Source organism: Endozoicomonas sp., from assembly GCF_031844845.1.
In the GTDB taxonomy this organism is placed as follows: Bacteria; Pseudomonadota; Gammaproteobacteria; order Pseudomonadales; family Endozoicomonadaceae; genus Endozoicomonas.
This window is the reverse complement of sequence record NZ_JAVRMB020000108.1, coordinates 1-14,209: the sequence shown is the minus strand read 5'-3', so window position 1 is coordinate 14,209 and position 14,209 is coordinate 1. Positions and strand designations below refer to the sequence as shown.

Below are 14,209 nucleotides of genomic sequence, written 5' to 3'. Positions count from 1 at the left end.
GCTTCCTTGTAGGTGTCTACCAGGTATTTGTTAAACACGCCTTCAGTCACTTCACCTTCCTTACAGGAAACGCCGGTGATGTCTGCAGGCAGGCAGTGCATGTAAAGCGCTTCGCCCTTGCGGGTGTGCTTCATCATCTGTTCGGTGCAGTGCCAGTCTTTGTGCAGGGCGTTCTGGGCCAGGCATTCCTGTTCCAGAGATTTCAGGCCTGCATGATCACCGGCTTTCAGCAGGTCGGTGCGACGACCCATAACATGGTAAGGTGCCCAGGACTTTGGATACACGATATCAGCGTCCTGGAAGGCTTCGGCCATGGTGCTCACCTGAGTGAAGCTGCCGCCGCTGTCAACAGCCTGACGGCCAGCAGTTTCAACCACATCAGGAATCAGGTCATAGCCTTCCGGGTGAGCCAGGGTGACATCCATACCAAAACGGGTCATCAGACCGATAATGCCCTGGGGAACAGAGAGTGGCTTGCCGTAACTGGGAGAGTAAGCCCAGGTCATGGCGATCTTTTTGCCTTTCAGGTTTTCCAGACTGCCAAAGTGTTCGGTGAGCCATGCCAGGTCAGCCATGCTTTGGGTTGGGTGGTCAATATCGCACTGCAGGTTAACCAGACCCGGACGCTGAGCCAGAACGCCGTTTTCCATCCCGAAGTCCAGGGCCGATCCGACTTCGCGCATATACTGGTTGCCGTAACCCGGGTACATGTCATCACGGATACCAACCACGTCGGCGCAGAATGAGATCATATTGGCGGTTTCACGAACGGTTTCACCGTGGGCAATCTGGGACTTGCCTTCGTCCAGATCCTGAATCGCCAGGCCCAGCATGTTACAGGCAGAAGCGAAGGAGAAGCGGGTACGGGTTGAGTTGTCACGGAACAGAGAAACACCCAGACCACTGTCAAATATTTTGGTGGAGATGTTTTCGTTGCGGAGCATACGCAGGGCATCAGCCACTTTCAGAACCTGCTTCAGCTCATCGGTGGACTGTTCCCAGGTCAGGAGAAAGTCTTTGGTATGCAGTTGGGTGTTCAGGGTCTTGATCTGTTGAATTAACTGGTCAAAGTTGCTCACGATACTTCCTTTTTCTTTATGCAGACCTTTCGGGCAAGAAAGTGCTGAAGGTCCGGGGTTTTAATTGACTGAGCCTGATGCGGTGATAATGCGATCCTGAGTAATCAGTCAGATGGTTAGCTAGTGACTTTTAATAGCCAACATACGTGCCAACTTTGATGGGAAAACGGTGAGGCCATGGGGGATTGCCTGTTCATAAGAATGAAGGGCTTGATAAAAGCGGGGGTAGGCCATTGCTGGCACAGAAAGGAAAAATCGGTTTGCTGAGTGTGACAATCAGAAAAATGACTTACAGCAATTTTTCTGAAGCAGGGAAAATTCGCTGATTCGTTTTGATCTATCAGTTTGATAAAAAGTGGGAGGAGTTGATAATCAAAATGACATTAGGCCAAGCGTTAAAGAACGTTGCCCTATGCCCGAAAAAGCCGGGTACGTTTATGCTTTTTCGGGCAACGGACAATGCATTTATTTTTCCGGCAGCCGGTGCTTGATCATCTGCCCCAGGGTGAGGATATCCTTACGAACCTCTTTCACCTGACTCTCTACCCCTTCCAGACGCTGGTTAATTCCACCAAGCCATTCATTGGTACTGCTGAGTCGTTCATTGTTTTCTTCAAGTCTCTCGTTTGATTCGTCCAGACGTTCATTATTATCACTGAGGCGCTCGTTAGTTTCATTTAACCGTTCGTAGGTTTCATCAACACGTTCATGGGTTCCATCCACGAGTTTATTGGTTTCATCCAAACGGACATTGATCGTGCCAAGATGCTCGTTAATATCATCCAGAATTTTGTGGGTGTTATCCATTAAGTCACTGGTACGTTCAAAACCTGACAAAGTGGCCTGTGCCAGCTCGGAGACATCTTCCTTCACGCCGGTAACTTCTGTCTGTATGCCAGACATGTTGACTTTGACGCCAATGATTTCATGTTGGTTTTTGAGCGCGATGTGTTTGATATCCGCCATCGCTTTAGCCAGACCATGAATCGCGCCGTAGAGGGACTGGTGTTGCTTCTCCAGCATCTCAACTCTTGTTTCCAGCGACATACCGCTACCTGTCTTTTGTTGTGTTACTTAATAAATTTTGTATTTAGACAGCCATGAAGCGCTCTTATTTAGAAATTATTGTAAAAAGAGAGCACTACTTCTCAACCTGATATTCAGGTGATGGCAGTTTTATAGAAAAAGCAGTGCACTGACTGCATGATCAGCATAGCAGAGCATTAGAATGTCACTGGGTTTATTAATGGGGGAAATAAAAAGAGAGGTTATTAAGTAACTGACCCAATGACGCTTCCCGCTTCCCGCTTCCCGCTTCCCGAAAAAGCACAAGCGGTTCTGGCTTTTACGGGAAACGGGCGGCGGGCAGCGTCAGGATAATTTCAATATCGCCTCCAGGACACCACCGGCAATAGCCCGGGCTTTATCTGAAACGGTTGTGTGGTCAACACTGGTTCTGCGGGGATCAATATCGCCGATCTTAAACCCCCGGGTCACTTCTGATCCTGCACTGATCAGACCGCGAACCTTGCCACCGATTCGGGTAATAACCGACTGGTTTCCATTGGCTGTCGTGATGCTCGCCACTATCTGTCCTTCTTCGACCAGTTCGCCAATGGTCACTTCAGGAGTCACTTGTCCTGCACAGGGCGCACGTAAAACCCGCTCTTCAGCGTAACCCATAATGGCACCGGGTTTGCCGGTGTTTGGCTCAGCTTCTCCCTGGTAAATAATTCTTGCCAGGTTATGGCCCCGGGAGGTTTCGATCACGGCATCAACATCCTGTCCGGCATTAAATCCGGGACCCAGGGCAATGGTGACGGGCGCCATTTTTCGGTGGGTTCCCAGGTTCTTTTTGGCCAGAATGCCATCAACCAGAACCGCAGGTTTAAACTGGCGGAGCGTCTGGCCATCAGGGTCGGCCATTATCGGGATATTTCCCTCACTGATGATTCTCAGTGCATCAGCGACAGATCGTGCTTTGCGAGCAGTAATGCCTTCAACGATTATTTGTTCACTGTCGTTTAGAAGGGCGCCGGCAAAAGAGATATTTGTACGAATCACCGTTGGTTTTGGTAAATCCAGCATCACCACTTTATAGCCACTGTTATGCAGCTTGACCGCAGTGCCGGATGCCAGATCGCCTGCCCCCCGGATAACGATGAGCTTATCGCTACTGCTTGAAGTCGAAGGTGGCGTTGATGACTTTTCGCCACTTTTTCCAGGAGCCTTGCCACGGGAAAGTGCCAGGATTTCCCCCATAATGCTGAGGGCAATTTCTTCCGGGCTTTCTGCCCCAATGTTCAGTCCTACCGGAGTACGAACCTCTTGAAAACGGGCTTCGCTGATCCCAAGTTCAAGACATTTGCTGTGCAGGGTTTCTACCTTGCGACGGCTGGCCAGCTGACCGATATGACGGGCCGGGCTGTTGAGAATGGCAGGCAATGCGGCAGTGTCTTCATGGTTAGTGGCGATGATGACCTGGGTGTTGTCTCTGATGGTTGCCTGACCAATAGCATCCTGAATAGTTTCACCCAGGATAAGTCGGGTGTTTGGTGGAAACAGTTTTGCGTTCAGGTTGGGTTCCCAGGAATCGGCAACGGTAATTCGGTAACCCAGATCTGAAGCCAGCTTTGCCACAGCGCGGTTAACATGGCCGCCACCAATCAACAGCATGTCCGGGCGAATGCCCTGCACATCAATATGGACGGTCATGGTGCCACCGCAATCCATATCCATGGCATCTTTGCCCGTTCTGGACATACTGCCTTTAATGATTCTTGAGCGTCCTTCCTGCAAAGCTTCAATGGCTTCACTGATGATATGGCGTTCGATCATGCCGCCGCCAATGGTTCCCTGAGTTCTGCCATCTTCCTGTATCAGCAGCATGGCATCATGGCGGGGCGCAGACCCTTTGGTTTCAATAATAGAAGCCAGGGCAAAAGGCGTGTTTTGTTCGTAGAGTCGCGCCGCTTCCGAAAAAATGTTCATTGGTTTCCCCTATTATGAAATTGAATAGTGTTATTAGAGGTTGTTACAACAGGTCTTTTAATCGTTTTCAAGTCGATGCAGTTTCCCGAACGACCTCCCGCAGGAAAAACCCGGATGAACCTTTGAAACTGCTGATTAAACAATGATGAACCGGTGGTGAAAGCGTTTGTACAGTGCTGATAAAGTCAGAGGCATCCGCCCGGTCGGCCGCAGTATCCACCTGATTGATCAGCCAGACTCTGCGGGCATTCGCTGGTGCATTTTTGAAAAGGCCATGTTTTGCTTTGAGTAATCGATGCATGGCTTCAGGACTCAACCGGTCACCCTCTGATAAACCGGTAATACCGGAAAACTGCTCCCAGCGGTGAATATGCTGTGGATTGACGGGTTTACCAATACCAGTCCAGCCGGTCACGCCTATAATGACCTGACAGCTATCAGGCAGAACCGGCTCGTTTTTAGCCGGTGCTTTTAACGGACGTTGTCTGGAACCATCGGCTTCTATAAGTATATTGTCGTATATGTTAAGGCTGATCAGATGTTGAATGGCTTCGGGATCAAGCCCGGAAAGTTTTTCCGGATTCTCATCCGGACTCTCTCCAGCAAAACCGGCGACTGTAATGGATGATGCTCCGGGTTCGCACGCTGTCTGCGCTAACACATCCTGTTCAATCAGTCGGTCAACATATTGGCCAAAACCGGTTGGTGAGGGACGAAAAATGCGTGTTGTGGTGGTTAATAGTACCTTATGCCCCAATAGTTTGAGCTGAAGTGCAAGATATTCCAGGCAGCTGGTCTTTCCTCCGGCACCGGTTGCCGCAATAATGCGGTCTTCTACCGGGTCTACCCATGACAGGCTATCTGGAAATCTGAGCATGAGATACTCCCGTAAAACGGTGCGTTTAATGAGAACTTCGCCATGTCAACGGACTCAACCAAACCAGTGGATTGCCTGATTACAGCAGCGGGACTTTCATCGAGAATGGGCCGTTGGAAAATGATGCTGCCCTTCTCTAATAAAGAGCCTGATGGAGAGCGTGCTAATGGAGAAACCATTCTTGACTGCAGCATTGCCAATGCACTCTGTTTCTGTCAGCGAGTTATTCTGGTGACGGGCTATCGTGGTGAGGAATTACACGCTCGATATGACAACCATCCCCGAATCAAGTGGGTCCATAATCAGGAGTATCATCTCGGGCTTTTCAGCTCAATACAGGCAGGCGTCAGTCATTGCGAAACGGAGTACCTTTTTATCACCCATGGTGATATGCCACTGATTCCTCCCACCGTATTTTCTGAACTCTGGCGACAGCGGGATGTTGATACCCTCTTTCCTGTAGTGAACAGCCTTGATGAGCAGCCGGGTCATCCTGTTCTTCTGCACCGCAGCGGGTTTGAGGCCGTTCTCAACGCTCCTCCTCAATCCCGTATGAAATCCCTGTTACTGGCCGGGCCTCATCGCTTTATCACAGTGGGCACGGATGCCATACATCAGGATATTGATACCCCGGAACGCTACCAGCAGTTTCAATTAGCATGGCAATGATGGGTACTGACTGTCCGTGACTTGAGTCAATAGGCTGCAGGGTTATCAATTAAAGTGTCATGAAAATAATTGAACTCACCTTCAATAGCTTTCGTTGAATAAAAGGTTGAATAAAAGGTTGAATAAAAGAAAAACGACGAATGTCATATTTATCCGTTTGAAACACTGCTCTGGCTCAAAGCGCAGGGCTTTTCTGCAATGGACAATAAAAGGGTAAGTAAAAGAGAAGACCCTGAACATGCAGTCCACTTCCCGTTTGATGTCCATTCAGTCCACGGTGCTCCGTTTTGTACAGGTGCTGTCCAGAATGTTGAATCTGGATGTGGAAGTGGTGGATGACAACCTGGTACGGATTGCCGGTACCGGACCCTACTCAAGCAATCTGGGGCGCCCGCTCACCACCGGCACCAATGCCTTTAAATCGGTGATTAGTACTCGCCGTCATAAAGTGATTGAGCGTTCCGGGCAGGATCCGGAATGTTTGATGTGTAGCCGGCGTGTGGGTTGCAGGGAAAAGGCTTTTCTTGGCGTACCGGTCATCTTTCATGGCGACTGCATCGGTGTGATCAGTCTGGTGTGTTTCAATGAAGAGCAGCGGGAAAAGCTGCTGGGCAATATCGACTTTTATATTGAGTCCATTGAAAACACCGCTCAACTGTTTATTGCCAAAACCATGGAGAGTATTTATCACGATAAGGTTCGTCGCAGTGAGCTGATGCTCAAAGAAGTGGGTGAAGACCTGGTGGAGGGGCTTCTGGAGCTTGATAGTAAAGGTCATTGCCAGCATCTGAATAGCGCCGCTCGTAAATTGCTGGGTATTGAGTCCAATAGTCGTGTTAATGCCAATAGCCTGATCAATAGCGTTCAGGTAAGACCCTTTGGCAGAAGTAAGGAGGGGAACCGACAGCAGGACGAGTATATTATTCAGGTGGGAGATCAGGAAAAGTTACTGCCTGGAAAAATGTTGATTCTGGATGAACGTCGCTTTCTCGTACTGCGAGCACTCTCTCCTTTGCAAAGTTCCAAACCATTCTCTGGTAATAGAACAGAAATGGTCGGCACCTCACCGGCAGTAAAAAGGCTGCGCAAACAGATTGAACGAATGTCCTCCAGCCCCTCCAGTGTTCTGATTCGTGGCGAAAGCGGCTCCGGTAAGGAAGTGGTGGCCCGGATGATTCATGAGTCTGGCAACCGTGCAGATCAGCCATTTGTTGCTATTAACTGTGCGGCGATTCCGGAGCAGCTGCTGGAAAGTGAGCTGTTTGGTTATGCCCGGGGTGCTTTTACCGGTGCGTCCAGCCAGGGACGGGAAGGGCTGGTGAAAAAGGCCGATGGTGGCACACTCTTTCTGGATGAAATTGGTGATATGCCTCTGCACCTTCAGGCGAAACTGTTGCGGGTGCTTGATCGTCGGGAAATTACCCCGGTGGGGGCTTCCAGCGTTATTCCTGTGGATATCCGGGTTATTTCAGCCACACATCAGGATGTTGAAAATCTGGTCAGTACAAAAAAATTCCGGGAAGATCTGTTTTATCGTTTGAATGTTATTCCCCTGGAGTTGCCGCCACTGCGCGACCGGGCAGGAGATGTAGTGCTATTGGTTGATTACTTTCTGGAAAAGCATGCACTTGCCCTGGGTGTTCCCAGTCCAGGTTTAAGTATGGATGTCATGGACTCTTTGAATATGTGGCACTGGCCCGGTAATATTCGGGAACTGGCCAATACCATTGAGTACCTGGTGAACATGGCTGAACCCGGCGAGTCGGTCACTTCAGATTTACTGCCAGTGAATATTCAAAAACGCAGTATCTCCTCTTTATTAACAGATGGCTCAGATAGTCATGGTAGTGATGATGGTATTCAACCACTTTCTCTTAATCTGGAGAGCATGGAAAAGCACCTGGTGAGCCGGGCCCTCCGCTCTTTTGGAAAAAGCGAAGGGAAACAGCGTGTGGCAGATGAACTGGGTATAGGCATCGCCACACTGTATCGTAAAATAAAGAAGTACGATCTTGAACACGAAGTGAATGAGCTTTTTTGAGTTAGATAAAAAGAAACAGGCTTCAGTTAAACATTTGTAAATTTTAGATAGGGCCTTGATTTTGGGTCTGTTAAATCCGGATCATCTTCGCCATCTACTATCTCAGTCAGTTTACACGTAGTAGCCTCATCATCATCATCTGATTCTACTGTTTTTATTTCCCTGTTAAATAATCGTGTTTCAGCCCTGTCGAGGATTGCTGATGTACCCAGTGATGAGCCACCATAGAGCGTTCCTATAATCGTAGCTATCATCATACTTACAAGTATTGCACTCGACGGTAGAATACGTGTATTAAATCCATACGACTCTTCAACTGATTCTACATAGTCTATACCACCTTTTACACCCAGTATAATCATTGCATAGCAGGTCGCACCAAGAGTAGCGACTGAAACGCTTGCCACATCTTTTAATGATGGGATTTTACCATGCCGTATATCAGAAAGTATGTTGGCTGCTTTCTTCAGGGCAGTAATAGAGTTCAATAAACAAGGATACAGGCCCAATGACATCATGAAATAAGAGAGGTGATTTAAAGTATTCTCTGTAAGAGGGTATTCCTGAAGATTGCATTGAGAGGGGTCGAAAGCAGTAGTGCCGTTCTGCATGAGGCCTTGGATGTAGGACTCGGTGGTGAGGGTGGTGGCCTCTGTGGCGTTGGCGTTGATGGTGGCGTTGAGGCCGTGGATGACGCTGGCGGCAATGGTGCTGACGAGGGCAGATTTGATTATGGGAGTGGTGGTTGCTGCGAGTGGAGTTATTGTTTTCACGCAGGCTGCCTCTTGCGCTTTATAAAAACCCGCTTTTTCAGGCGTTGACATTGCACCTGCGACAAGGATACCCGTCGAGGTAATCCCAAATAATTGCAGCAGAAATCGCAAAGCATTGTGTTTTCGGCTGGCAGCTGATTCGATGGGTTGATCTGCTAAAAGTCTGCTTAATTCAGTTGTTAATACATTTTCATTTCCCTGAATTTGTTTCATTATAGTTTTCAATGTGTTTCTATCTTCGGTATCTAATTTGTTTATATATTGATTAATATCATTCGCTGAATGACTTTCGAGCAATGGTGTTAAAGACTTTGACAGTTTGGTTAATTGATTCTTGGTGAAAGTAGAACCTCTGATTAATGAACTTAAAGGATCGACAATACAGTGGTAGGTTTGATCTAACAGAACTATGGGGATTAATGCTTCAGTCACGCCATTGAAAACTCCCATCATTAGCCCAAATGTTGGTGACCCCGTCAATTCTGTTACTCCGAGGCGGGCATTTTTAGCATCCAGATAGACCGACATTCCTGCTATCGCTGTTATCAAGGTGGTCTTAAATAATTTGGTTGGACTTTTTAACAAAGAACTGACAGAACTAGTTAGTTGACCAAGTTTTGATTGCTCGGAGGGATTTGAACTTTTTTCCCGGCTTTTGAATTTCTCCAGCAAGGACAGAAATCCACATAAATACATAGGGCCGGTTGCTGTTGATGCTCCGAGGGCAAGCATTAATTTGTATAATTTCTCACCTTCTTCGGCTGTTCCAACAAATACTGCCAGATTTATGGTTGCTCCAATATAGAATGACAGAAATAGGGGAACTTCCCAGCCAAGGTCTTTAACTACTTCGGTAAAACTCTTACAGGTTAGTTCTCCCTTACGTTGCGTTTCTATTTTTTCGATCATCCCCAGAACTTCTTCTGACAGATTCATGAAATATTTTTCATGGTCAGAGATTTCTTGCTTTGGATCTTTGAGTTCAGATATGGTTGCTTTCATTTTATCAGATAAATTTTGAAGATCCTGCTGACTTACTGAATTTACAAACTGAGTAATATCTTTCGGTGTTTCATCATGCCGGATGCTTTTTTTGCTGTCGACCAATTCCTCAGGATTTTTAGATTTCAGTAATAATGGATCTGTATCTAGTGGCCTGGTTTCTGGATTGCTAGTGTTGGCTGTTTCTATTTCTATTGATACACTCGAAAGCCGTTCGCTTTCTATTGATACACTCGAATGTTGTTCGCTGGCAGCTGGGGTTGTTGTACGGTGTGATTCGCCAGCTAATTCTATTGTTTTCTCTTGTTCTGTTATTGTATGTTCCTGTCTTATATTTTTTTGCTCTAGATGTTCAATGCGTTCAAGTATTCTTTTTATTATTTCGGCAAACTCCTGGGGGGACTTTTTGATACCAGTGGAAGGGGCTGTTCTTGCCAACGAAGGGTCCAAACTTTCAGAAGCGATAGCGCTTTGAATTTCATCCCGGTTTATAAGAGAACCTAACGGTTGACTGGTGTGGGGCGGAGGTTCAGATGGTGTGGTGGTATCTTGTAGTGATGGATCAGATCTTTGAAGATCAGAGGGCTGGGTATTGTTATCCACACTGATCGTTCTTCTTGGCCCTGATGGAAATCTGCTTTCTACCGTTTGCGGTGGGCGATTTCTATCAACGCCCTCACCTGGTTGTGTTTTCTGTTGCCATAAATCCCCTGTTGAGCTTGTTAGTGGACTGTGCATAACGATACATCCTCGTTTTCATATTAAGTGTTGTTGGTAAAGTAACCAAAAATAATAAACGCCACCTGTAAAATCCAATTGTTGACTCTATTTGTTTTGTTTTATTAGATATCTTAATTCTTATAAATTAATCAATAGGGTGGTGTAAAATGTGAAGCCTTGCATGCCTGAAACTATCCTGGCATGGTCTGGCATTGTTTGGGAGTGTTTTCTTTTTGCATGCAGATGGAAACGGAAACCATGAAAAAACATAATGACTCCTGAATGGAATTGGTGGTTTTTCTGGCTGTCGGATTCTCATATCGTTTATTCATCCTCATTTATTATTGTTTTACAAGGTTGTGGTTAATATTCTTCGGTTATTTGATTGTATAAAATAGTACTTATTCTGTTATCGGTGATAATATGTTTTTTTCATTTAAATAAAGGGTTATATCTCTTCTGTAAATAATCCACCATATTTAATTGCTGGTTATACCGGGTTATTCAAAATAATAATGTTATATATAGGAAATATAAGACACTTGTCGGCGTTTTCTGAACACTTGTTAATTTACTGAACAGAAAAAATCTATACCCTTGAGTTTTCTCAGCATGATCCATCAAAATGATAATCCCTTTCTCATTACTGCAGTTGAGTCTCTGTCACGACCATCCAGATGGTAATTGCTCTCATTTGGTAAACGACATTCGTAAAACGCATGCAGCTTGAAAATATCAGATATTGATTCAGGTCATTTGATTGATGGGTATGTCCGGCTCTGGCACGACCATCTTCTAATTCTGGCCTGAATCCTGCCTTTTTCTCTACATACGTCACTGTCTGTTTACAAAGAAGGCAGATAAAAGCGGAAAAACGAAACCCTTTGCGGATTTACATACAAAAGCATTAAGGGTGGCAGCCGCTGTCTTTTTGATGAGGAGTTTCGATAATGGGTGACATCATGCGTCCTGTCCCGTTGAGGGAAATGCTGGAGCGAATCCATGGAGAGTACAAAAGCAGCCAGTCCCTTTTTGGTATCCGGACAGACCTGCTCTTCAGGAAGAAGAATGACCAGAGTATTCGGGTCTGTTCAGAAACCGCATCTACTGCCGTTGGTCCTGCGGCCGGCCCTCATACTCAGCTGGCCCAGAATATCATTGCCTCCTGGGCTGCAGGTGGTCGTTTTATCGAGCTGAAAACTGTCCAGATTATGGACACGCTGGAGCTCGAAAAGCCCTGTATCGATCCAGAAGATGAGTGTTACAACACCGAGTGGTCTACCGAATTTACCCTGCCAAAAGCCTATGATGAGTACCTGAAAGCCTGGGTGATTCTCCATGTGCTGGAAGAGATGTTTGATCCGGCAATGATCAGCCGTGATAAAACCTTCATCTTCAATATGAGTGTTGGCTATGACCTCAAGGGTATCAAGACCGTACCCATGCAGACCTTTATTGATAATATGATGGACAGCAGTGGTCATGAGACGTTTGAGCAGTATCAGCAGATTGCCCGGGAATGGCTGAAGCGTGATGACGTTCAGGAAACCTTCCAGTGCAAAGACCGAATAAATTCACTGCTGGCAGCGGTCGATGGTATCTCCGGCAGGATCGCCCGCTCCGTTACCCTCTCAACCATGCATGGTTGCCCTCCCCATGAAATTGAAGCGATCTGTCACTACATGATGACAGAGAAGCACATTGATACTTATGTAAAGCTCAACCCAACACTGCTCGGCTTCCAATATGTGCGTCAGGTGCTGGACAACAGGGGTTTTGGCTACATAGGTCTGAAAGAAGAATCGTTCAGCCATGACCTGCAAATGGCGGATGCACTGCCCATGCTCCACCGGCTCCGTGAGACCGGTGCCGATCTGGGGCTGAGCTTTGGTGTAAAACTCTCAAATACGCTGGGCTGTATAAACAACCGTGGCCGTTTGCCTGGCGACGAGATGTACATGTCTGGTCGTTCACTTTACCCGCTGACTATTAATCTTGCTGCTGTTATTGCCCGTGAGTTTAATGGTGAAATTCCAATGTCGTATTCCGGTGGAGCCTGGAAAGGCAATGTTGCCGATATTTTCAATGTCGGTATTCGCCCTATCACCATGGCCACCGAGATGTTAAAACCCGGTGGTTATATGCGCCTGCGTGACTGCGCCCTGGCACTGGAAGGAAGCGATAGCTGGGCACGGGAAACTGTTGATGTAGCCGCACTGGAAGTACTGGCTGCCAAAGCATTAACTACTGATGAATACACAGAAAAGAACTGGCATGAAACACCAAAACGCCAGCAGGCTACTTCTCCTCTGACTGACTGCACCATTGCACCCTGTAAACAGGCATGCCCCATTGGTCAGGATGCGCCGGAGTATATTCAGCTGGTAGCCAAAGGGGAATATCAACAGGCACTCAGTCTGATCTACGACAAAAACCCACTACCAGGCATCACGGGTCATATCTGTGACCATCAGTGCATGTTCAGCTGTTCCCGCAAGGACTATGAAGGTGCTGTTCGTATCCGCGATATGAAGCGGATCGCCATGGAAAAAGGCTGGGATGATTACCAGTCTGCCTGGCACAAGCCAGCACAGGGGCAAACTGCCCGTTGTGCCGTGATTGGTGCAGGCCCTGCTGGTTTGTCTGCTGCTTATTTTATGGCTCGTGCCGGATTTCCAGTGGTGGTGTTTGAAAAAGAGAAAGATGCTGGCGGCATCATTCGCAATGTATTGCCGAACTTCCGTATTCCTGCAGAAGTGATTCAACAGGATATCGACTTTGTTAAGGCCCATGGGGTGCAGTTCGAGTTTGGTTGCGATCCGAAGCTGGATGTAATGGATCTGAAACACAGCGATTTTGATTACGTCTTCCTGGGCATTGGTGCGGAGAAAGGTAACCGGATGCCACTGGAAGGTGATCGCAGTCGTTTATTGGCATCCCTGCAGTTTTTGCGTCAGTTCAATGAAGCTCCGGAAACCATCAATCTTGGCAAAAGAGTGATGGTTGTCGGTGGTGGTAATACCGCCATGGACAGTGCCCGTGCTGCCCTGAAGGTGCCTGGTGTTGAAGAGGTTCGGGTGTTCTACCGCCGTACCGAAGACGAAATGCCTGCAGACCGTGAAGAATATGGCAATGCAGTCAAGGATGGTGCTCGCTTCCGGTTCCTGACTAATCCGGAAAGTATGACCGAAGACGGTATGCTTACTTGCCGGATTATGAAACTGGGTGAGCCTGATGCCAGTGGTCGTCGTCGCCCTGTGGCTACCGATGAAACCTGTACTCTGCCAGTGGATACCATTATCACTGCCATTGGTGAGCAGGCAGATTCTGAGTTGTTGAACAAGATGGGTATCCCCCTGGGTACCGATGGTTGGGCTGCAGTTGATCGTCAGACCCGGGAGACCGGTGTCAGTAATGTCTTCCTGATCGGCGATGCTCATACAGGGCCATCCACTGTCGTACGTTGCATTGATGAAGCCAGAAGAGCTACGGATACAGTGCTCGCTCGCCATCAGGCACTGGTTCACACAGCTCTTGATAATAAGAGAGTAGAAATTCCAGCAGCAGACGAAAAGCTTATTCGTGCCCGCCGTGGTCTGATCCCAATGAGTTCAGTGCCAGCGGATGAAGTTGAAGCCTTTGCCCGCCAGGAAGGTGAGCGTTGTCTGGAATGTAACCACATTTGCAACAAGTGTGTGGATGTCTGCCCTAACCGGGCCAATGTGGCTATCGAAATCCCCGGTTTCAAGGAGAAGTATCAGATTCTCCACCTGGATGCTTACTGCAATGAATGCGGTAACTGTGCGCAATTCTGTAACTGGGAAAGCAAACCTTATAAGGAGAAGTTCACCGTCTTCAGTCTGATGAAGGACTTTGAAAACAGCACAAACAGCGGTTTCCTGGTTCAAGATGATGGGGTCTGGCTGCGCAGTGGTGACAAGATCAACAAGATGACTATCAATGTGATGGGTGAGTTGAGTGAAGTACCCCGTGGACAGGATGATCTGTGCAGGATTATCAGCCATGTCTACCTGAATCAGGCTTATTTGCTGGGTAA

The 14,209-nt window shown here is 47.4% G+C and carries 8 protein-coding genes; 3 read left to right on the top strand and 5 right to left on the bottom strand.

Annotated features, from left to right (window positions below):
* The 4 genes from ygeW to yqeC form a co-directional block, all read right to left on the bottom strand.
* Positions 1-1,079 (bottom strand): knotted carbamoyltransferase YgeW (gene ygeW / locus RM811_RS05130; protein ID WP_402521449.1); only part of this gene is annotated, 1,079 nt, incomplete at its 3' end.
* 465 nt (positions 1,080-1,544) lie between these two features.
* Positions 1,545-2,126, bottom strand: coding sequence for a hypothetical protein (locus RM811_RS05125; RefSeq protein WP_402521448.1), 582 nt, complete (start codon positions 2,124-2,126; stop codon positions 1,545-1,547).
* Between the two features lie 324 nt (positions 2,127-2,450).
* On the bottom strand, positions 2,451-4,070 hold the full coding sequence (yqeB, locus tag RM811_RS05120) for a selenium-dependent molybdenum cofactor biosynthesis protein YqeB (RefSeq protein ID WP_402521446.1): 1,620 nt from the start codon (positions 4,068-4,070) through the stop codon (positions 2,451-2,453).
* 67 nt (positions 4,071-4,137) lie between these two features.
* Positions 4,138-4,947, bottom strand: a complete 810-nt coding sequence (gene yqeC / locus RM811_RS05115; RefSeq protein ID WP_402521443.1) for a selenium cofactor biosynthesis protein YqeC — start codon at positions 4,945-4,947, stop codon at positions 4,138-4,140.
* A gap of 42 nt (positions 4,948-4,989) precedes the next feature.
* Between yqeC and RM811_RS05110 the strand changes: the two genes are divergently transcribed.
* Positions 4,990-5,616 carry an NTP transferase domain-containing protein gene (locus RM811_RS05110; RefSeq protein WP_402521441.1) on the top strand — a complete coding sequence of 209 codons (627 nt, stop codon included), beginning with the start codon at positions 4,990-4,992 and terminating at the stop codon, positions 5,614-5,616.
* 238 nt (positions 5,617-5,854) lie between these two features.
* Positions 5,855-7,657, top strand: a complete 1,803-nt coding sequence (locus RM811_RS05105; RefSeq protein ID WP_402521440.1) for a sigma 54-interacting transcriptional regulator — start codon at positions 5,855-5,857, stop codon at positions 7,655-7,657.
* 26 nt (positions 7,658-7,683) lie between these two features.
* Here RM811_RS05105 and RM811_RS05100 read toward each other — a convergent pair whose 3' ends face one another.
* The gene (locus tag RM811_RS05100; protein WP_402521437.1) at positions 7,684-10,170 is read right to left on the bottom strand and encodes a hypothetical protein; all 2,487 of its coding nucleotides are present in this window, start codon (positions 10,168-10,170) and stop codon (positions 7,684-7,686) included.
* Between the two features lie 932 nt (positions 10,171-11,102).
* Between RM811_RS05100 and ygfK the strand changes: the two genes are divergently transcribed.
* Positions 11,103-14,209 (top strand): putative selenate reductase subunit YgfK (gene ygfK / locus RM811_RS05095; protein WP_402521434.1); only part of this gene is annotated, 3,107 nt, incomplete at its 3' end.